Raw genomic sequence first — 20,669 nt, 5'->3', positions numbered from 1 at the left:
TTGTGCAGGCATCTACAGACCACATCGCAGAAAACCAAGAACAAACCCTGACGGCTGCGCTACATAAACCGTCAACGACAAAGACCCAGTTTCTGTGGCGAGGGTTTCAGGATGAGGTGGTTGAGTCACAGCGTTGCTTCAGAAAAATAATGAAGGCGATGTCTGAACCAGGGCAGCTGGTATCGCTAGAAGCTCTCGACACATCTGACAACATCTCATCGGCAAGCTTTAGTGTAGCGCTAACGTTGATTGATCAGGATATTTCGGTTTGGGTCTCACCGCAGTTATCAACGACTGCATTTTTAGAAAATCTACGGTTTTACTGCGGTTGCTCGCTGGTCTCTTCGCCCTCAGAGGCGGATTTTGTTTTTATTAAATTGGCTGAGTGGCAAGATCTGAATAGCTTTAAACAAGGCAGTGAAGAGTACCCAGATCGATTTCCCACGCTGATTCTTGAAGCTGAGCATTTGGCAGAGAGTGGTGATATTGAGTTGAAAGGGCCGGGAATCAAAGAGTCTCGACAGGTGACGGTTAAAGGCCTTAATAACGGGCATTTAAGCCTCATCAAGAGTAATCAACAGAACTTCCCCATGGGGTATGACTTTATTTTTACCTGCGGAGAGCAGCTGATGGCGCTACCCCGCACCACTCAGGTTGCCAAGTCTCATGCCGAACGGGCCAGTGTTGCAGGTATTCAATCGGGAGACTCGTCATGTATGTAGCGGTTAAAGGGGGCGAAAAAGCCATCGATAACGCCCATCAGTTGTTGGCGGAGCAACGCCGGGGTGATCGAGGCATTGCCGAGTTGTCGGTTAAGCAGATTATGCAGCAGTTAAAGCTGGCAGTCGCCAGAGTGATGACCGAAGGCTCACTTTATGACCCAGAGCTTGCTGCGTTAGCGATTAAACAAGCGAGTGGTGACCTGGTGGAAGCGATCTTTCTGCTACGGGCATACCGTACCACACTGCCCAGATTAGGCGAGTCGGTACCGCTAGAAACCGCTGAGATGTTAATAGAGCGCCGTATATCAGCGACTTACAAAGACCTGCCCGGCGGACAGGTGTTAGGGCCAACCTATGACTATACCCACCGCCTGCTGGATTTTAAATTGTTGGCAGAAGAGCAGGAAACGGGTGCAGATTCCACCATGGCTGATAGCAGAAAAAGTGACATCGGTGCCGGGTCAGAAGGTATTGCACCTGTTGCTAAAGAGCCCTTAACGGAAGACTGCCCCCGGGTACTTGATCTGTTGAATCATGAAGGCCTTATTGAGCCAGCATCGTTCCAGCAGCCAGATGCTCGGTCAACAGCCCCTGAAAAAACAACAGATATTACCCGTGAACCACTGACCTTCCCGGCTGACCGGTCAGCCCGGTTGCAGTCATTGGCTAGAGGTGATGAAGGATTCTTGCTGGCCCTAGGTTACTCGACCCAGCGCGGCTATGGCCGAAATCACCCGTTTGCCGGAGAGATTCGAATGGGAGAGGTGGCGGTTGAAATTGAGCCGGAAGAGTTAGGTTTTGCGGTAGAAGTGGGTGACATCTATGTAACAGAGTGCGAGATGATCAACCAATTCAGTGGTTCAAAAACCGAAGCACCACGCTTTACCCGAGGTTATGGGCTGGGGTTTGGGCAGTGTGAACGTAAGGCGATGTCGATGGCCTTGGTTGATCGTGCACTTCGTGCTGATGAACTGGGAGAAGAGCAAGTGTCGCCGGCACAAGATCAGGAGTTTGTACTATCACACTGTGACAACGTTGAAGCGAATGGTTTTGTCTCGCACCTGAAGCTGCCTCACTATGTTGATTTCCAATCAGAACTTGAACTGCTTCGCCGATTACGCAAGGAGTTTAGCGCCCAAAACGAAGTGTGCGGAGGTAATAACGGCGGTGAGGCCGCCAGTGAGTCAGCTGGGACAGAGATCGAATCCAGGGAGTTAGCATCATGAGTGAATCATTGCAGGGTTATAACTTTGCCTATCTGGATGAGCAAACCAAACGCATGATCAGACGCAGTCTGCTTAAAGCGATTGCGATTCCAGGTTATCAGGTACCCTTTGGCGGGCGGGAAATGCCACTGCCTTACGGCTGGGGCACGGGGGGGATTCAGCTTACCGCCGCGGCTATCGGTAGCGATGATACCTTAAAGGTCATTGACCAAGGGGCTGATGATACGACTAACGCAGTGAGTATCCGCCGTTTCTTTGTTAAAACAACCGGGGTTGCAACCACTGAAAAAACAGAACATGCAACGCTGATTCAAACCCGGCACCGTATCCCCGAAAGGGCGCTGAAAGAAGATCAGGTGATTGTATTTCAGGTGCCTATTCCTGAGCCTTTGCGCTTTATAGAGCCAAGTGAAACCGAAACCCGGAAAATGCATGCCTTGCAGGAATACGGTGTGATGCATGTAAAGCTGTATGAAGATATTGCGCGTTATGGCCATATTGCTACCACCTATGCCTATCCGGTTAAGGTGAATGGCCACTATGTGATGGATCCATCGCCGATTCCTAAATTCGATAACCCAAAGTTAAGCGAGTCGCCTGCGCTGCAACTGTTTGGCGCGGGTCGAGAAAAACGGCTTTATGCGGTTCCGCCATATACACAGGTCGAGAGCCTTGATTTTGAAGACTATCCGTTTGAAATCCAGCAGTGGGAAGCGAGCTGCGATATTTGCGGTTCAGATAACAGCTTCCTTGACGAGGTGGTGACCGATGATAAAGGCGGCAGGGTCTATGTCTGTTCAGATACCGATTACTGCCACACGCGGTCTGCCCCGTCCGTAGCCAACCAAACGACTGCGTCTAGTTGCGTTAATGGCTCTAGCACAGAAAACACACTGAATAAAACAAACCAGCCGAATAACACCCAAGTACCGGAGATGAGCCGTGAATAATGCAATGTTGGACTTCGTTCAAGCAGCCGATATGGCCTGTTCAGCGGAGCAGGAGACGCCGTTATTAACGGTAGAGGGCCTGACCAAACTATACGCGCCGGGTAAAGGCTGCATGGATATTGATTTTAATCTTTACCCCGGCGAAGTGTTGGGCATTGTTGGAGAGTCAGGCTCAGGAAAAACCACCTTGCTAGAGACGTTGTCCGCACGTAGAGAGCCTGATAGGGGCAGCATTCAATATCAGCAAAAAGACGGTACGGTTGCGGATATTTATCGCATGAGCGAGTCGAAAAGAAGACAGCTGCTCAGGAGTGATTGGGGTGTGGTTCATCAACACCCGCGAGATGGCTTGCGCATGAATGTCAGTGCCGGGGCCAATATTGGGGAACGCTTGATGGCGGTAGGCAATCGTCATTATGGTGATATCCGTAGCGTGGGGCTGGAGTGGCTCTCGGCGGTCGAAATTGATGCAAGCCGCATAGACGATCAACCGAAAACATTTTCAGGCGGTATGCAACAACGACTGCAAATAGCCAGAAATTTGGTGACCAGTCCAAGGCTTATTTTTATGGACGAGCCGACCGGAGGTCTTGATGTATCCGTGCAGGCAAGATTGCTGGATTTGTTGCGCAACCTGGTAATGGAGTTGCAGCTGTCGGTCATTATCGTGACCCATGACTTGGCGGTGGCCCGGTTATTGGCTGACCGGTTGATGGTAATGAGGCGCGGAAGAGTGGTTGAGCAGGGTCTGACCGACCAGATACTGGATGACCCACAGCATCCCTATACCCAGTTGCTGGTCTCATCAGTGCTGACTCCCTAACGAACAGATGGAATGATTCATATGACTGTAATGATTGATGTACAGAATCTATCTAAACAATTCACATTGCATAATCAGGGCGGCATTAGTTTTACCGTTTTGGATGATGTGAGTTTTAACGTCAGCAGAGGCGAGTGTGTGGCGTTGCATGGTACATCGGGGAGCGGAAAAAGCACCCTAATGCGCTCGCTGTATGCAAACTATAAACCGCAAAAAGGCTCGATCTATATATACAACGGTTCGGTATCGATTGATATTGCAGATGCGGAGCCACGGCAAATTATGAGATTGAGAGAGCATACCATTGGTTATGTTAGTCAGTTTCTCAGGGTGATTCCGCGAGTGAGCACCTTAGATGTGGTGATGGAACCGCTAAGAATGAAAGGGGTCGAGCGCCATGAAGCAGAAGCACGGGCGGCTGAGTTACTTAACAGGCTCAATGTGCCTGAACGGCTCTGGTCATTGGCGCCGTCAACGTTTTCAGGCGGTGAGCAACAGCGGGTGAATATCGCACGAGGGTTTATTTCTGACTACCCGATCTTGCTGTTAGATGAGCCTACCGCCTCATTGGATAACCATAATAGAGACATTGTGGTTGATATGATTTGTGAGGCGAAACAAAAAGGCGTCGCGGTTGTTGGAATATTTCATGATGAAGAGGTTCGCTCAGTGGTCGCTGATCGCTTGATTGACCTGACCAACGGAACAGAGTCGGAGTAAGCATGCTATGAATAAAATGATACTAACCAACGCCTCGGTTGTGACCCCTGATGAGATATTTAAGGGTACCGTGGTGGTTGATGAAGATGGAATGATTGAAGAACTGTCGCAGTCTGCAAGCCAGGTAAAAGGTGCCATAGATTGTGAAGGCGATTTTTTAGTCCCCGGTCTGGTGGAGCTTCACACCGATAATTTAGAGAAATATTTTACCCCCAGACCCGGTGTTACCTGGCCCTCTCGTTCGGCGGTTGTGACTCACGATGCGCAGATCGTTGCATCGGGCATTACCACCGTGTTTGACGCCTTATCATTAGGCGACGTCGTTCATGGTAGCAGCCGTCTTAAAAACCTTGAAGATATGATCAGCGCCTTGCAATTGGCTGAAAATGATAAGGTTCATCGTGCCAACCATTACCTTCATTTGCGTTGCGAAGTCAGCTATGAAGGGGTGTTGGGGCTATTTGATGCACTGGTTGATCACCCCATGGTTCATTTGGTGTCAGTGATGGATCACTCGCCAGGCCAGCGTCAGTTTGTGAAAGAAGAGAAGTATCGAGAGTACTATCAGGGTAAGTACGGTTTTAGTGATGAGCAACTGGCCGAGTTTATACGCAAGCAAAAAGAAGCCAGTGCAAAGTATAGTGCCTCAGCACGGCATAGCATTGTCAACCGCTGCCACTTGAATGATATACCGCTAGCCAGTCATGATGATGCCACCACCGAGCATGCAGATGAGGCGCGGGATAATCGTATGACGGTGGCAGAATTTCCGACCACGGTTGAAGCGGCAAAAGCATCGCACCAGCATGGATTGAGTGTGCTGATGGGGGCACCCAATATTGTTAGAGGAGGGTCTCACTCCGGCAATGTGGCGGCTAAAGAACTGGCTGAAAATGGCGTATTGGATATTCTTTCGTCGGACTATTACCCCGCCAGCCTGATGGATGCCGCATTCAAACTGGCAGCATTGGATAATGATTATGATCTGCCAAAAGCGATAAAAACAGTCTCGGATACCCCGGCAAAGTCAGCCGGTCTTAATGATCGAGGGGCGATAGAATTGGGTAAACGGGCCGATTTGGTTTGGGTTAAATCAGCCGGTGAGCACCCGTTAATCAGGCATGTCTGGAACCGAGGCCAAAGGGTCTATTGAGGGCAGAGGCCAATGTCTCTTAATTAAGCTTACCATCCTCGCCAACGCCTAAAAAATTCTGTCATTCCCGCGAAGGCGGGAATCCAAGGTTTTGGGACTATTTATGACAATGGTTTCCCGCCTTCGCGGGAATGACATCGTTGGAGTAGGAACGGCATCGGTGGTAAGTGTATAACATCGGCTGCGCACAGTTTTTGATAGTAAATTTATTAAACAATAACGATAATGTGATGGTACAGGGTATAGTTTGATGATGAATCAACATGGAAGGCTGTTTTATCTGATGGGGGCATCGGGTTCCGGCAAGGACTCAATCTTATCAGGCTGCCGGGAGCGGTTGTCAGGCAAAGAAGATTATGATGATATGCGATGCTTTATCGCTCATCGTTATATTACTCGCAGGCCCGAACTAAGGGGCGAGAACCATGTTTGGCTGAGTGACGAAGAGTTCAGAAAACGGGCTGCCAGTCGTGCATTTGCCATGCACTGGCAGGCCAATGGGTTTTCATATGGGGTGGGTGTTGAGGTAGACCACTGGCTTGCCAGGGGCATCAATGTCATTCTTAATGGTTCGAGAGGCTATCTACCCAGTGCCATCAAAAAATACCCCCATACCCTCGTGCCAGTGCATATTCATGTTGAACCAGAAGACCTCAGAAAGAGGTTGATTAAACGCGGCCGTGAGTCCGGTGACGAGATTGAGCGGCGCATCGAACGAGCACGAAAACTGAGCGCGGGATTAAATCAAGGGGTGAAAACCATTGATAACAATGGCTCATTAACCGATGCCGTCGACGCGTTCTTTGAGATTATGAGCCGAGAAAGCCCAACTGTTGTGGACTTCAGCAGGGAGGGCAGCCAATGAAACTCAGATTTCAAGGCACAGGGGATGCTCGCCAAGTGCCTGTTTACGGCTGCGAGTGCAAAAGCTGCTATTTAGCCAGGGTCGATAAAACCAAACGACGAGGCCCATCATCCCTGCTACTCGAAACAGAACAGGCTACACTGCTATTTGATGCCGGCCAGCCAGATCTGACCGAGCGTTTTCCGCCTGGTACGCTGGATGGGGTGATGCTCACCCACTATCATATGGATCATGTGGCAGGGCTGTTTCACCTTCGCTGGGGCGTTAATACTTTAATTCCTGTTTGGGGGCCAGATGATAAAAAGGGCTGTGATGACCTGTTTAAACACCCGGGGATACTCGACTTTAAGCCAGCCCTGAGTGCTTTCAGCATGATTTCGTTTGGCAGCCTCAATATCACGCCTATTCCGCTCAATCACTCGAAGCCCTGCCTTGGCTATTGTGTGGAGCAGGAAGGGCTAAAGTTTGCCTATGTAACCGACACAATCGGTTTGCCCGACAAAAGCAGAAATTTTTTAGCGGAATGGAAAGCCGATATCTTAATTATTGACTGTACCCACCCGCCTCAACCTTTTGGGGAAGAGACAGAGCGGGCGTTAAACCATAACGACTGGCGAACCGTTGAGTTGACCATTTCGCAGGTAAACCCTCGCCATACCTGGCTAACGCATATCAGTCACGAAATGGACGAATGGTTACTCAAAAATGAACTGCCATTTGGTGTGTCGGTCGCCTATGATGGATTGGCGTTGGAGTTGTAGCAATGGTGCTTAAATGTATTGAGTGGCCACATGGCTGAGGCATGTGGAGTTAAATTATATGCGCTTGCGCACCAATAGAGGTTCTCGGCCCCAGCAGTCACTCCAGTTTCTTGATAGTCGCCCCCATGTCCTATTGTTGTCCCCACGTCTTATTTTCGCTCCCACGCCCCTATTGTCATTCCCGCGAAGGCGGGAATCCATTAAACCCCGAAATTTCAGTTATAGTTCGGAAGCCAAGGGTGGTTTTTGAATCTCTTTATATATCACTGAAAGAACTGAAATATGACTAGAGCTTCAGCTGACATTGACTCGACCTAAAGAATGTCTAAAACGTAAACAATTTAAAAATCTACTGCACTTCTTGATCTTTAGTTAGAACGCTCTAGTTTTAGCTACCTATAATGCGCGCTGAATTTTGCAGTATGGAAAAGGATCCTAAGAATGCAGTTATCTCGTCAACTAGCGTGCCTATTGGTCACATTGCTGTGTGGCATTTTATCGTTGTCTGTTGCGGCAGAACCCGACACTCATATTCCCGACTTTTATAAAGAGCCAGGTGTTTCAGCAACCCGCAACTATGCGGGAACAGACACTGAAGTTATAGATCCTTTCAGCGGTTCTTTGCAACTGATCTACAACGATATTGGAATTACAGGGAATGGCGAAGCCGGGGCTTCAGTGGTAAGGGTTTACAGCCCTTTCAATGCAGTGAAAGGGTTTGGTGTTGGATACCAGTTAAGAGGTAGAACAGTAACGGGTGTTGGCTGGGATATTCACTTTGGCCGCGTTTGGCAGTTTGACCAGTTTAGTGGAGAAAATTGTCAAAGCAACATGGTGCATGTTGGGAAGAACCCCGTATTGGAGCTACCTAGCGGATCTCGTCAAGTTTTTGCAAATGCGCCTTCAGGGGCAGCATATGATTTAATTAGCAAAGACCGGTGGATAGCAAGCTGTACGATTACTCGACGAACTGAAAATGGCACGATATACAATGAAAGTGGCCTGTTGGTTACCGCTCCAAACGGGACTAGATACACCATTGATAGGTTATCACGAGTGCATGAAAGCCTGAATGAGAGTTCAGCCTTACATGTTACTCGAATCGAAGACCGAAATGGCAACTGGGTGGAGATAAACTACCAGCCCAGAAACATTAATCCGGCTACTATTATTAATGAAGTAGTGGGCAGCGACGGTGGAAAAATTGAGTTTACCTACTCAGATCCCACCAGCTCCAAGGCCTTATTAACTGAAATAAAAGTCGGCAGCCAAAAATGGCGCTATCTATATAATAAGGTTCCCAATATTGCCACTGAGCACTATTTTCTTGAAGAAGTTCAAGGCCCCGAAGGCCTCAGGTGGAAGTATGAATATTATCCGCCATCATCAACTTATGCGTATTTGATCAAGAAAGTAACCACTCCGTATGGTGGCAGTTCGAGCTATGAGTATCAGCATGTTAGGTTTGAGTCGGATGTTCAGGCACCATCATTGGCAGTAAAAAAGAAAACCACCTCCGGCCCAGGCATTAAATCTGGAACGTGGAATTATCAGTTCTCACCAAGCTCGTCTTATGATGAAACAATCGTTACTACCCCTGTTTCTAAAGAAATATATCGACACTACGGGATGCGCAGTTCCAAATCTGGCTCGCTGTGGAAGATAGGTTTACCTATTAGCAAAGAAACACTATCGCTACAGAATAAATCCTTGCGGAAGGAGGTTTATACCGCTTGGGATACGCAATTCATCTCTAGCCAGAACGACTACCGCCCTTCTATAGCTTCGATTGATGAGAATATATCATCACCAATTCTATTGGAGAAAACGATCACGCAAGATGGTAATACATATAGAACTCAGTATCTTGATCATACAGCCTATGGGGCGCCACAAAAAAAGCTTGAATTTGGCCAGGTAAACAGGGAAACAACAACGTTATACAGCAATAACTTAAATAAATGGATTTTATCTCAACCAGTTAAAGAAACCGTAACCGGCGTTGGCAGTACTGAACGCAGTTACGATGCGAATGGCAATCTTAATTGGGTTAAGCAGTTTGGGATTACTACAGGCCAGTATACCTACTATAACAACGGGACCACTAAAACGGTCAAGAATGCAAACGGCCACATAACGACCTTTAGCAACTACAAGCGCGGTATAGCACGTCAAGAAAATCAACCAGAAAATGTAACAATTTCGCGAGAGGTTGATGACTACGGCAATATCACCTCGCTAACTGATGGTCGAAGCAAAACGACTACTTACCGGTATGATCAGCTAAATCGAATCACGGCAATTACGCCGCCCATTAAATCTGCTATTTCAGTTAGCTATAGTCTCTCGTCCAGAACTCAAACATTAACGCGTGGAGCATTTCGAGATAGCTTAACGTTTGATGGTTTCGGGCGTAAGTTACAGCGAACGGCAACGGATACTCTATTATCTAAAACTATCACAACCACCAACAAGTATGATGAGCTAGGGCGCCAGGTATTCACTAGCCACCCAAATCAATCTTTACTTGGTGTTACGACAGTCTACGATGCGTTAGGAAGAGTATTGACGACGACCCTGCCTGGTAATCGTATTAACCAAATAGAGTATTTAGTTAATAATCAAGCGCGTCTAACCAACCCGAAGGGCGCGGTGACTCTACAAACCTACCGTTCATTTGGGGAGCCTAATGAAAAGCAGCTTGTAAAGATAGAGCAGCCAGAGGGCGTAACTACGACAATGCAGTTAAACCTGTTGGGCCAACCACTCGTTGTAACACAAGGCGGGATTACGCGGTCTTACGAATACAACCAGCATTATCAGTTGATATCTGAAACTCATCCTGAGCAAGGCGTAACTCGCTTCAACCGAGATAATTTGAATAATGTAATTCAGAAAAGTACCGATGGCCATTACCAAAAACTGGCGTATAGCTATGATGCCCTGAACAGGCTGCGTAAGGTTTATAGCTACGAATGGGATCGAATAGTTGATACCGGCAATTACGATTTTGATGAGAACGGCAATCTAACTAATTTCTCAAAATCAGAGGTATCAAGAAGCTACCAATATGATAGCAATAACAACTTAATAAATGAGTCACTGGTGGTTGCAGACAGAAGGTTTGAAATAAAGTATGCCTATAACCAATTGGATGCACTGTCCAGCATCACATACCCTTCCGCTAATGACGTGGTCAACCAAAGTTGTACAACCCAGTTAAGCTACTTTTCTTAGTTCAGTCATTTCTTTTTCAAATTCCGCCGGGCTTCGATAGCCCAGATAGGAATGCATCCGCTGATTGTTATAAAACACTGAGATGTACTCCAGGATGTCTTGCTGAGCTTCATGTCGTGTTTGATAGCTTTTCCATTGAACACGTTCTTGCTTCAAAGTTCCAAAGAAACTTTCAACAACCGCATTATCCCAACAGTCACCTTTCTTGCTCATACTTCCATTAAAATTATGCAGCGTTAGAAGTTTTCTAAACTCCTTGCTGGCGTACTGGCTCCCCCGATCAGAATGATGTATTAACCCGGCCTGCGGGCGTCTTTGCCAAATTGCCATCTTGAGTGCATCACAAACCATCTGAGCCTTCATTCGCGAACTCATGCTCCAGCCAACAACCTTTCTTGAGTAAAGGTCAATCACAACAGCTAAATACAGCCAACCTTCTTGTGTCCAGATATACGTGATATCTGAGGCATAAACCTGATCAGGCTTTTCAACTGCAAACTCCCGCTCTAACAGATTATCGAATACAGGTTGCTTATGATTACTGTTTGTCGTGACCTTATACTTTTTCTTGTGCTTGACCTTAACACCAGCTTCTTTCATTAACTTTCTAGTTTTGTTCCTGCCTACCCGATAGCCAAGAATATTCAGCGCTTTTTTCATTCTTCGGTAGCCGTATGTATGCTCACTTGACTCTGCGATATCTTGTATCCATTCAATCATTTCGGTATGAGTTGGATCGTCAGACATAGTAGCTTGGCGTTTTAAAAAACTATAATAACCTGAACGTGTAACACCCAATTGTTGGCACATAATGCCAATAGGCCACACCTTTTTATGCTGGGCGATGAAAGCGTATTTTACTTTGCTTCCGTGGCAAAAAAGGTGGCTGCTTTTTTTAGGATGTCGCGCTCCATCTTGAGCCGTTTGTTTTCTTCCCTTAAGCGGCGAAGCTCTTCTTGTTCCGGTGTCAGCTTTCCATTGCCGCGGAATGCGTGACCATCATCATTTTCGTGCTCTTTGATCCAGCGCCCTAAAACGTTAGGATTAATACCAAGATTTCTTGCCGCTTCAGCCTTCGAATAGCCCTGGTCAATTACCAGACTAATCGCGTCTAATTTAAACTCTTTTGAGTACTTCTTTCTTGCTGCCATTTTTCACTCCAGTTTTTAGGATTATCTCTTAACTGGTGTGTACAAATCTATTAGACCACGTCATTGTTCAATGAGTCATATTAGGTTTACTGTCAAGGGACAGTTTTCCACCGGAGGTGTTGAAGCTTATGAATTTAACAAACAACCAGTATTTTTCGATGAAAACGGCCAGGAGTTGGCATATAGTCTGCCAGGGATCGAGGCCAAAAAATTAACCGCAGCGGAGATTTCTGCTTTATTTGATAATATGGCGGTTATTAATGATCAGTACGTGCAGGGGCAGAATAGGCATATTTTTGAGCGCCGTTCGCAAATAAATCGAAATGGTCAATTGGTTGATAATCGTAGATTAGTGTTGCCACCAGGAATTTCTCCTGCCGATATTACTATTTATTCAACGGGGTGTGCTTTATTACTTAAACATCAGAATGACAAAGATTGGGTCGTGGTCTCAGGCTGGTATGCCAATGAGCTGTTTCAGTATGAAGAAATTATCTTTGATGATGCTACTGTGTGGACCAATGACAACTTATTAAATCCTCCATTACTAGATGTGACAGGAGTCAATGTTGTTAGTTCGGAACCGATAGTTTCACCTGCAAATAAGGTCTTTCACTGGACTATTCCCGAAGGAACAATAGAAACAACGTATACTAAAAACCTATATGATTTTAAGTATAGTATTTTCTATGAGAAGGAAGGCGAATGGTTCTATGATCAGCCCAAGTGGCTTCAATTTAATGCAGAAACACTCACTTTGAGTGGAACACCGGCATCTGATGATATAGGAGAATATGTGCTCTATATCAATGTAGAAGCGCCGCTCGGTGGATATGGAAGAATGGAGCTACCGCTTACAATCGCCTCGGATTCGCTTATTGTTACCTCAACTCCAGTAACCGAAGCAGTAGAAAATCAAGCCTATCAATATGCAATCAAAGCTACAGATAGTAATAATAATGTCCTTACCTACTCCTTAACTACAAAGCCAGAAGGAATGACAATTGATTCCTCATCAGGGCAAATCAATTGGCTGCCTGCCAATGGCCAAGCAGGAGAGCATGATGTTGTTATTGAAATTAGTAATGGCACAGAAATCGTCACTCAGCAATACACTATAGTTGTTGCTGCAGCCACTAACGTAATTCCCATGATCAGTTCTAGCCCTGTAATCCGGGTTACGGCTGGTCAGCCATATCAATATAGTGTGCAGGCAACTGACAGTGACGGTGATACCTTAACCTTTAGTTTAACTGCCTCACCTTCAAGTATGGCAATAAGCTCGGCAGCGGGAATGATTTCATGGAACCCAACTATAGATCATGTTGGTAGTCATACCGTTACAGTAACCGTCGCAGACGGAAATGGAGGTATTGCAGAGCAATCATATGACCTGACCGTAACCTTGCCAGACGGCGTAACTGATAGCGGCAGCTGGGGAAGTGATACGATTGTAACGGGCGATGGAAACGATGATATTGATGCATCACTGGGCAACGATACGATATATGCCCGAGGTGGTGATGATGTTATAGATGGCGGCTGGGGTAATGATACGATATCCGGCGGATCAGGAAATGATAACCTTAAAGGTGGGTTAGGCAATGACACGCTGACAGGGGGCACAGGTAATGACTACCTAAACGGCGGATTAGGCAATGATACCTATATCGTTAACGTTGGGGATGGTAATACCCAAATTAAAGAGTCTCTCAACTTACTTGAAACTGACACCCTGCGAATAGAGGGTAATATCACCATTAGCGATATTAGCGTTACACGTAGCGGCAACTCACTGGTCATGTCGTTTAATAACCAAACAATTACTCTTGAAAGCTGGTTTGACTTCTGGCCCCGCCGAGTTGAAGAACTCCATGTCGGCGGCCAAGTCTTCAATCAAGATCAAATCAATGAGCGAGTGCAGTAGGAGAAGATGATGAAACAACAGACTCAAACACTGTCTCGATTCAGCTCAAGGATGTTGGGAATGAAACTACTAAATACCCTTATATGGTTTGTTATTGGGTTAAGCAGTGCCATCGTGCAAGCGGCACCTGTGACCCTGTCTATTCACACTGACGCATTGGGTTCGCCTATTGCGGCGACTGATCAAAAGGGAGATGTAGTCTGGAAAGAAGAGTACAGACCGTTCGGTGAACGGATTATTAAGGATAATAAAGCGGATAGCCAAAAACGCTGGTTTACAGGCCATGTACAAGATAAGGATACAGGACTGGTTTACATGGGGGCGCGCTTTTATGACCCGTCGATAGGGCGTTTCTTAACGCCAGACCCTGTTGGGTTTAGTCCGAATGCACCGATGATGTTTAACCGATATGCTTATGCGAATAATAACCCGTATAAGTATACTGACCCAGATGGCCGGTCGCCGGAAAATTTGTTTATATCAGATTACTCGGCCTATCAAGAGTTACGGGGGGCTCAGCTTGGAATTGATTCAAGCACAAAAGCAGGTGCTTTATCTATTGCGAAAATAGACCAGCGCGAAGCAGCAATGGAACTTGTTGGCGCAGGCATTGGGGCGGGAGTTGGAAAACTTGCAGGTGCTTTTTCCAGAATTACAAGAAGTGGAGATACTCGCGTTGGTCGTTGGATGTCCTCTGATGAACTAGCAAATATGAAAAAGACTGGTCAAGTTCAAGAAGGAAGTGGTGGCATGACTTTTGTTGCTAACTCTGGCCCATCGTCATTTAGTAAGCAGGCAAAACCTGGTAGTAATTATGTGGAGTTTGATGTTCCTTCCAATAGTTTATTACAGGGTGGAAAAACAGATTGGCTTAAAACGCTTGGCTCTAACGCTCCAAAATCACAACTATTTAAATTGAATAAGCAAGGTGGAGAAGTTAACCCGCCTTTCCGTAATCTTTCAGATGTGATTGAAACGAAGTAGGCTTTTATGACTGAATCTTTATCGGGTTTAACTTGGTTTGAATCGAACGTTAAACCACTTTTATCTGACACTTTTGAACTTAAATACATTGACGAGAAAGATGGTGATTTAGGGGATTTGTCTGGAGTTCAGTTCGACTCTGAAAAAATAGGTGGTTATATCTATTTTTGGAGTTCCGGATATGTAGGCTACCAGCTGGTTGATTATCTTGAGGAAGTAGAACTCGTAGAAGACACAACAGAAGAAGTTTTATCAAGGTCATACGATGAAATTCTTAAGCCGTTAATATCTCATCTTTAGTAGCAAATAACCCATTCGCACATCGTAAATGGAGAATATCAATCCATGAATGATAAAGGGGAACAAATAAGGGCTGCGTCAGCTTGATGAGCGCCAACAGGTTTAGGTGCTCTAACTTGCGTAGGTGATAAATATTTCGCCAGGAGTGCGCGCTGGCTTCGCGTAACAGGGTTATCAAGACAGACCAAAAAGGTGACGTGGTCTGGAAAGAAGAGTACAGACCGTTCGGTGAACGGATTATTAAGGATAATAAAGCGGATAGCCAGAAACGCTGGTTTACAGGCCATGTACAGGATAAGGATACAGGCTTAGTTTATATGGGCGCGCGCTTTTATGACCCGACGATAGGGCGTTTCTTAACGCCAGACCCTGTAGGGTTTAGCTCGAATGCACCTATGATGTTTAACCGATATGCTTATGCAAACAATAATCCGTATAAGTATGTTGACCCTGATGGAAGAAATGCTGTAACCGCCTTTGGAGGATTATTGGTAGAGTCTTTCAACTGGGCTAGTGGCAATGGGTTTAATGGCTCCCAAGTATGGGGGGCGTTGCAAGACGGTTATGATGGTAATGGTTCAGGGGCATGGAGAGCCGCAGGAGAAGATGCGCTCTCTTTTGGCGGTGGCGTTATAGGTGCAGCTGCTAAGATATACCGACTAGCTAAGGCAGGTAAGGTTACAAAGGCAGCAGCTCACGGCTTTAAGAACGCAGGTGAATTTGCAAAGTTTGGCAAAACTCTAAATTCAGGATTAGCTGATGCGGGTTTTGGTGGTACGAAAGCGTTGTTGCAAGGAAGTGCAGTTACGGGCAAAAGCTTTAGGACGGGCAAAGCATTTGACGCTGGTAGGGTGAGCGACTTCGATATAGCTCTTGCAGGACCAGAAATACTTGCCAGAGCTAAACAGCTTGGTATTGGGCTGAGATCAGGTGGAACTAGAACTGGGCCACTTTCTGCTGCTCAAGTTCAGCAATTGGGACTAGGTGGTATGCAGTCCACTTTATCAAAATCAGCTGGTCGTCCAGTAAACTTTATGATTTATGGTGATGCTGGAGCTGCTGCGGCCAGATCTCCGAGCATAGGATTCTAGTGATGAGTTTAAAATCTTACGACCTTTATGGTATTGAGTGCGAAAGCCTGGAAATTGCTCGGACTGTAATTGAGTCATTGCTAAATATAGTTATGATTGCACACGAAAGTGGATATCACTGCGGAGAGTATTATCGTTTGAATGACGTTGGTCAGGAGCACGTTATTCTTCAGAATAACTATGATGATTTCGAAGAAGAATGGACTGAAGAGGGATATTCTAAGTATCCCTTTCTTCTGTATGTAAACGAAACTCTGCGTTCTAGTGAGGTAGCCGGTTTGTTGCAGAACGATAAACGAGTAGTACTGTTGAAGCATCAAGAGTTGTAGTTGCTATCTATGATTTGATGTTACAAAGAGTGGTGCGGAGAATGTTGCCAGCTTTGAAAAACTTCGTTCATCTCTCGCAGCAGACGAAATTCTCAAAGCGGATAGGGTTGGGTCAGCACTTGCTAAGTCAGATAAAAACCATCTGGCGGCGAGCTTTTTGAGTAAAGAACAATTGGCTGCTGGAAAGGTCTTTCCAATCCGGGGTGGGGATGGAGTACAACGAACGTTGCTGCAAACTAAGGGAACTCTGGATGGTAAATCAGGGGTCTTTGAGTATTTGTTGGAACCAAATGGTACTGTTTCACATCAGTTGTTTAAAAAAGGTAGGATCAATGGTGTTCCTACTAAGATAACCCAGTAAGGCGACCAAAGATGGAATATTTAGCTAGCCTACTTACGTATAACTTTGTGTCATCTCTAGTAAAGGTATCTTGGCGAGAAATTTTGCTTGCTGTTCAAAGGCAGTTTGTATCCCGAGAGTTTGCGATTCAAGCTGCAATGGTCGAGCTCGAATTACTTGATGAATACCCAGATCAATTGTTAGATCTTGCGTCGCTTGATAAAACCAATGATATTCACCCATATATTGATGAGCTTGCTTCAATGGAGCAGGAGCTGGATGAAGAGGCATGTTCGAGAAAATGGTTATTTCTAATTTTAGCTTGGGTATATGAACACCGAGAAAGCTATTCTGATCCATTGGGCGTGGTAGAACAGGTTTATGCAGATTTTGATTATCCTGAAGCTATAGAGGGCTTTGTGAGATACATGCCCTCTGAAGAGCCTGATCTCGGTTCTACTGAAAAAAACGTAGCACGTTTATTTGAGAAGTGGGGAGCTTTCTTAGAGATTGAAAAAGAGAGTTATAAATAGGCGTTAATCTGCCTTTACTAATTCAATGTTACAAAGGGATTAGTCGACCCAAGTTCTATTCGATTTACGCAAGATAGTATTAAGGCCACTTTTAAGGATGGTCGTTCATTGAAAGGTTTGATCGATGATTTGAAGTCCGGAAAAGTAACAGCTGATGACTTGCCAGCAATCAGAACTTTTGAACGAGATGGGAAAGTTTTTTCTCTTGGTAATCGTCGGTTAAAAGCTTTCCAAGAAGCTGGCGTACCAATACGGACAAAGCCTGCAGCCGCAGACGAAATAGCAAATGAAGCATTCAAATTTACGAGTAAGAATAAGGGGGCTTCTATTAGAGTCCGTGGAGGCGGTTTGTAATGAAATCAAAACTAGTAAATGAGCTTGATAATGTATTAACAAAGGAGGATTTTTCTAAGTTTATTATAAGTATGATCGCTGACTTTAAAGATCATTCTGATGACTGGGAAAATCAGGACTTACCAAGCTTTTTAGAGGCCGTATCTGGATGGGTTGAAGACATGGACGGTTTCTATGAGAACCAAGGAAAAGAGTTTCCCGGTGATATAAACTGGAAAATCTTTGCTGATATTTTTTATGCTGCAAGAATTTACGAATAATAAATAGTTGGTACAAAAGTGACATGGTCAAGCAAAAACGACCAACCCAGTTAAGACACTTCTTTCAATTCAATTTCCTGAGCTTCGTATTCATTCGGGCTCATGTAGCCCAAGTATGAATGAAGCCTGCGGCTGTTATAAAACATGGATATATAATCCAAGATATCCTGCTGTGCTTCATAGCGAGTCTGATAGCTTCGCCATTGAATGCGCTCTTGCTTCAGACTACCAAAGAAGCTTTCAACAACGGCGTTATCCCAGCAATCTCCCTTACGGCTCATGCTGCCTTGAATGTCGTGTTGATCCAGCAACGTTCTAAAAGCATCACAGGCATATTGAGAGCCTCTATCCGAGTGATGAATCAAGCCTGCTTTCGGATGTCGTTGCCAAATCGCCATAGTAAGCGCGTCACAAACCAAGCTCGCTTTCATGCGTGAACTCATGCTCCAGCCAACGACTTTTCTTGAGAACAAGTCGATAACAACCGCAAGGTACAACCAGCCTTCTTGCGTCCAGATATACGTAATATCTGCGACGTACGCCTGATTAGGCTGAGCAACATCAAACTCTCGCTTTAAGCGATTTGGATAAACAGGCTTCTTGTGATTGCTATTGGTGGTCACTTTGAATTTCTTCTTGTGGCGCACCTTCACTCCAGCCTTATCCATTAGTTTTTTTGTTTTAGCTCGGCTTACTGGATAACCTAGTATATTCAATGCTTTCTTCATCCTGCGTTCACCATAGGTATGATCGCTGGATTCTGCTATATCTGTTATCCAATCAAGCATTTCCTGGTGATTTGGGTCATCTGGTTGACTAAGCTTCCGCTTGGTAAAGCTGTAATAACAGTTTCGTTTCACTCCAAATAGCTGACACATCAGGTCAACCGGCCAGGCCTTCTTATGTTGAGTGATAAAGCCGTACTTCACTTCGTTTCTTTGGCAAAGAAGACCGTCGCCTTTTTTAATATTTCCTTTTCCATTTCTAGGCGCTTTACTTGCGCCTTAAGCTTTCTGATTTCATCTTGCTCTGGCGTGAGCTTACCGTTGCCTCTGAAAGCATTACCTGAATCGTTTTGATACTCTTTTATCCATCGCCCCAGTACTTGTGCGCTAATACCCAAGCTACGGGCAGCCTCTGTTCTTGTGTAGCCTTGATCAAGCACTAGGCTAATCGCATCCAATTTAAATTCTTGGGAATATTTTTTTCGTGTATTCAATTTACCTTCTCCAGTTAGGACGTATTATGTCTTAACTGGACTGGTCACATCTATTAGACCACGTCAAAGCCCGCACTAGCGGGCATTTTTAATGCGCTGCTTGCTGGATTCACGACTCAGCTCAAGGATGTTGGGAATGAAACTACTAAATACCCTTATATGGTTTGTTATTGGGTTAAGCAGTGCCATCGTGCAAGCGGCACCTGTGACCCTGTCTATTCACACTGACGCATTGGGCTCGCCTGTTGCGGCGACTGATCAAAAGGGAGACATGGTCTGGAAAGAAGAGTACAAACCGTTCGGTGAACGGATTATTAAGGATAATAAAGCGGATAGCCAAAAACGCTGGTTTACAGGCCATGTACAAGATAAGGATACAGGACTGGTTTACATGGGCGCGCGCTTTTATGACCCGTCGATAGGGCGTTTCTTAACGCCAGACCCAGTTGGGTTTAGTCCGAATGCACCGATGATGTTTAACCGATATGCTTATGCGAATAATAACCCGTACAAGTATATTGACCCTGATGGAAGAAATGCTGTAACCGCCTTTGGAGGATTATTGGTAGAGTCTTTCAACTGGGCAAGTGGCAATGGGTTTAATGGCTCCCAAGTATGGGGGGCGTTGCAAGACGGTTATGATGGAAATGGTTCAGGGGCATGGAGAGCTGCAGGAGAAGATGCGCTCTCTTTTGGCGGTGGTGTTATAGGTGCAGCTGCTAAGATATACCGACTAGCTAAAGCAAGTAAGGTTGCAAGTCAAGCGGGAGGCTCGATCCGAAATGTTAACAAGATCGGCGGAAAGCAAAATTGTGCGAATTGTGCCATAGCTACTGATGCTACCCTAGCAGGCAACCCTGCATCAGCGTTGAACAGTGGTTTAACTAATAAGATGGAAGTTGCTGCTCATTTTGGACAAAAGTTCGGAAGCATGACCAGCTTAACGAGAGTAGAGGCACAAATGGCAAAAGCAGGTAACGGCACAAGAGGAGTTATCTTTGCTGCCCGAGAAGGAAAGCCTGGTCACTTTTTCAATGTGGTTAATCAGAATGGAACAGTTCGTTTTCTTGACGGCCAAACAGGAAAGGTCTTTTCTTCGCAAGGCCAAAATTTTATCGGCTATCAATTGTTAAAAACGAATTAATTTGTGAGTAATCTAGAGAGGTAGCAGTGTGAATAATGATATGGTATCTCATGTATGTACTTATGCTATGGGAACTCTAGTCCAGCTAAGTGATGGAAAGTTTAAGCAAGTACGCGATGGTGAGTTGGAATGTCTTATGACTGGTCATGACTACGTGCTAGTGGAAAAGAGCCTAGTTAGCTTGATTGAGTCTTTGAGCGTTAAGGGAATTGAGTTTATCCCGGCGAAAATATGGGGCAAGGAAACAGGTACTGATAACGAGGACTATCTTCAAATGCTGGTCTCTAAGGAGTTTGGAGCCGATGAGATCGATAGTTTATCGTTAGATTCAAAGCAGTTTTATTTAATGGATAGAAAATACCTGTTTGCAACTCCAAGCTTGGTAGAAAAACTCAAAAAGTCGGAGTTTGAGCTAGAGTTCAGTCTCGGTTTAAGCGATTTCGGATAGCTTAATAAAGCCCCGCTCGGGGCTTTCAGGTCGCTGGCAAACCCCAGTTACTTTCGAGCTAAACTCCTTTATTCAATATGGATTCCCGCCTTCGCGGGAATGACTATCAGGGCTTTGGAATGGCTACTGGGG

At 45.5% G+C, this 20,669-nt stretch carries 22 protein-coding genes; 20 read left to right on the top strand and 2 right to left on the bottom strand.

Translation table 11 applies throughout. The features are described from left to right. The first annotated feature begins 2 nt into the window (after window positions 1–2). From phnH to MY523_RS17350, 9 genes are all read left to right on the top strand, one after another. Window positions 3–722, top strand: coding sequence for a phosphonate C-P lyase system protein PhnH (phnH, locus tag MY523_RS17390; protein WP_250655944.1), 720 nt, complete (start codon window positions 3–5; stop codon window positions 720–722). Continuing rightward, window positions 713–1,948: a carbon-phosphorus lyase complex subunit gene (locus MY523_RS17385; protein ID WP_250655943.1), complete on the top strand. Its 1,236-nt coding sequence runs from the start codon at window positions 713–715 to the stop codon at window positions 1,946–1,948. Before phnH ends, MY523_RS17385 begins: the two co-directional genes overlap by 10 nt. Further along, on the top strand, window positions 1,945–2,898 hold the full coding sequence (locus MY523_RS17380; protein WP_275975261.1) for an alpha-D-ribose 1-methylphosphonate 5-phosphate C-P-lyase PhnJ: 954 nt from the start codon (window positions 1,945–1,947) through the stop codon (window positions 2,896–2,898). Before MY523_RS17385 ends, MY523_RS17380 begins: the two co-directional genes overlap by 4 nt. Next, window positions 2,891–3,721 carry a phosphonate C-P lyase system protein PhnK gene (gene phnK, locus MY523_RS17375; protein WP_305883234.1) on the top strand — a complete coding sequence of 277 codons (831 nt, stop codon included), beginning with the start codon at window positions 2,891–2,893 and terminating at the stop codon, window positions 3,719–3,721. The genes MY523_RS17380 and phnK overlap by 8 nt, the downstream gene beginning before the upstream one ends. A gap of 21 nt (window positions 3,722–3,742) precedes the next feature. Beyond that, on the top strand, window positions 3,743–4,441 hold the full coding sequence (phnL, locus tag MY523_RS17370; protein ID WP_275975260.1) for a phosphonate C-P lyase system protein PhnL: 699 nt from the start codon (window positions 3,743–3,745) through the stop codon (window positions 4,439–4,441). Window positions 4,442–4,448: 7 nt separating this feature from the next. Further along, on the top strand, window positions 4,449–5,594 hold the full coding sequence (locus MY523_RS17365) for an alpha-D-ribose 1-methylphosphonate 5-triphosphate diphosphatase (protein ID WP_250655942.1): 1,146 nt from the start codon (window positions 4,449–4,451) through the stop codon (window positions 5,592–5,594). A 250-nt stretch (window positions 5,595–5,844) separates the two neighbouring features. Next, window positions 5,845–6,459 carry a ribose 1,5-bisphosphokinase gene (phnN, locus tag MY523_RS17360; RefSeq protein ID WP_250655941.1) on the top strand — a complete coding sequence of 205 codons (615 nt, stop codon included), beginning with the start codon at window positions 5,845–5,847 and terminating at the stop codon, window positions 6,457–6,459. After that, entirely contained in the window at window positions 6,456–7,220 is a 765-nt protein-coding gene (gene phnP, locus MY523_RS17355; protein ID WP_250655940.1) for a phosphonate metabolism protein PhnP, read from the top strand. The genes phnN and phnP overlap by 4 nt, the downstream gene beginning before the upstream one ends. Before the next feature lie 441 nt (window positions 7,221–7,661). Then, window positions 7,662–10,457: an RHS repeat domain-containing protein gene (locus MY523_RS17350; RefSeq protein ID WP_250655939.1), complete on the top strand. Its 2,796-nt coding sequence runs from the start codon at window positions 7,662–7,664 to the stop codon at window positions 10,455–10,457. On the opposite strand, the gene MY523_RS17345 is transcribed toward MY523_RS17350, so the two are convergent. Beyond that, window positions 10,440–11,608, bottom strand: a protein-coding gene (locus tag MY523_RS17345; protein ID WP_250655574.1) for an IS3 family transposase whose coding sequence is annotated in 2 segments (ribosomal slippage) — window positions 10,440–11,347 and window positions 11,347–11,608 — 1,170 coding nt in all. Because the reading frame shifts where the segments join, the coding sequence is not laid out codon by codon here. The two genes, MY523_RS17350 and MY523_RS17345, sit on opposite strands and share 18 nt — an antisense overlap. Before the next feature lie 70 nt (window positions 11,609–11,678). Between MY523_RS17345 and MY523_RS17340 the strand changes: the two genes are divergently transcribed. From MY523_RS17340 to MY523_RS17300, 9 genes are all read left to right on the top strand, one after another. Further along, on the top strand, window positions 11,679–13,535 hold the full coding sequence (locus tag MY523_RS17340) for a putative Ig domain-containing protein (protein ID WP_250655938.1): 1,857 nt from the start codon (window positions 11,679–11,681) through the stop codon (window positions 13,533–13,535). Between the two features lie 60 nt (window positions 13,536–13,595). Beyond that, window positions 13,596–14,519, top strand: coding sequence for an RHS repeat domain-containing protein (locus MY523_RS17335; protein WP_250655937.1), 924 nt, complete (start codon window positions 13,596–13,598; stop codon window positions 14,517–14,519). A gap of 6 nt (window positions 14,520–14,525) precedes the next feature. Continuing rightward, window positions 14,526–14,819 (top strand): immunity protein TriTu family protein, encoded by a 294-nt coding sequence (locus MY523_RS17330; protein WP_250655936.1) that lies wholly within the window; start codon window positions 14,526–14,528, stop codon window positions 14,817–14,819. A 131-nt stretch (window positions 14,820–14,950) separates the two neighbouring features. Beyond that, the gene (locus MY523_RS17325; protein WP_476726617.1) at window positions 14,951–15,910 is read left to right on the top strand and encodes an RHS repeat-associated core domain-containing protein; all 960 of its coding nucleotides are present in this window, start codon (window positions 14,951–14,953) and stop codon (window positions 15,908–15,910) included. Between the two features lie 2 nt (window positions 15,911–15,912). Continuing rightward, complete coding sequence (locus tag MY523_RS17320) at window positions 15,913–16,239, top strand: hypothetical protein (protein ID WP_250655934.1); 327 nt, start codon at window positions 15,913–15,915, stop codon at window positions 16,237–16,239. A 157-nt stretch (window positions 16,240–16,396) separates the two neighbouring features. After that, window positions 16,397–16,600, top strand: coding sequence for a hypothetical protein (locus MY523_RS17315; protein ID WP_250655933.1), 204 nt, complete (start codon window positions 16,397–16,399; stop codon window positions 16,598–16,600). Between the two features lie 11 nt (window positions 16,601–16,611). After that, window positions 16,612–17,112 carry a DUF2247 family protein gene (locus tag MY523_RS17310; protein ID WP_250655932.1) on the top strand — a complete coding sequence of 167 codons (501 nt, stop codon included), beginning with the start codon at window positions 16,612–16,614 and terminating at the stop codon, window positions 17,110–17,112. A 108-nt stretch (window positions 17,113–17,220) separates the two neighbouring features. Then, entirely contained in the window at window positions 17,221–17,466 is a 246-nt protein-coding gene (locus MY523_RS17305) for a hypothetical protein (RefSeq protein WP_250655931.1), read from the top strand. After that, the gene (locus MY523_RS17300; protein ID WP_076590809.1) at window positions 17,466–17,726 is read left to right on the top strand and encodes a DUF7660 family protein; all 261 of its coding nucleotides are present in this window, start codon (window positions 17,466–17,468) and stop codon (window positions 17,724–17,726) included. Before MY523_RS17305 ends, MY523_RS17300 begins: the two co-directional genes overlap by 1 nt. A gap of 50 nt (window positions 17,727–17,776) precedes the next feature. Here the strand turns inward: MY523_RS17300 and MY523_RS17295 are convergent. Continuing rightward, window positions 17,777–18,945, bottom strand: a protein-coding gene (locus MY523_RS17295; protein ID WP_370301158.1) for an IS3 family transposase whose coding sequence is annotated in 2 segments (ribosomal slippage) — window positions 17,777–18,693 and window positions 18,693–18,945 — 1,170 coding nt in all. Because the reading frame shifts where the segments join, the coding sequence is not laid out codon by codon here. 136 nt (window positions 18,946–19,081) lie between these two features. On the opposite strand from MY523_RS17295, the gene MY523_RS17290 reads away from it, so the two are divergent. Together MY523_RS17290 and MY523_RS17285 are read left to right on the top strand one after the other, a co-directional pair. Beyond that, window positions 19,082–20,089: an RHS repeat-associated core domain-containing protein gene (locus tag MY523_RS17290; RefSeq protein WP_250655929.1), complete on the top strand. Its 1,008-nt coding sequence runs from the start codon at window positions 19,082–19,084 to the stop codon at window positions 20,087–20,089. A gap of 67 nt (window positions 20,090–20,156) precedes the next feature. Beyond that, the gene (locus tag MY523_RS17285) at window positions 20,157–20,537 is read left to right on the top strand and encodes a hypothetical protein (RefSeq protein WP_250655928.1); all 381 of its coding nucleotides are present in this window, start codon (window positions 20,157–20,159) and stop codon (window positions 20,535–20,537) included. The last annotated feature ends 132 nt before the right edge of the window (window positions 20,538–20,669 follow it).

Origin of the sequence: Alkalimarinus coralli, assembly GCF_023650515.1 — a bacterium.
Classification (GTDB): domain Bacteria; phylum Pseudomonadota; class Gammaproteobacteria; order Pseudomonadales; family Oleiphilaceae; genus Alkalimarinus; species Alkalimarinus coralli.
Note: the sequence above shows the minus strand (reverse complement) of the source record. Positions and strands in the feature narration are given on the sequence as shown.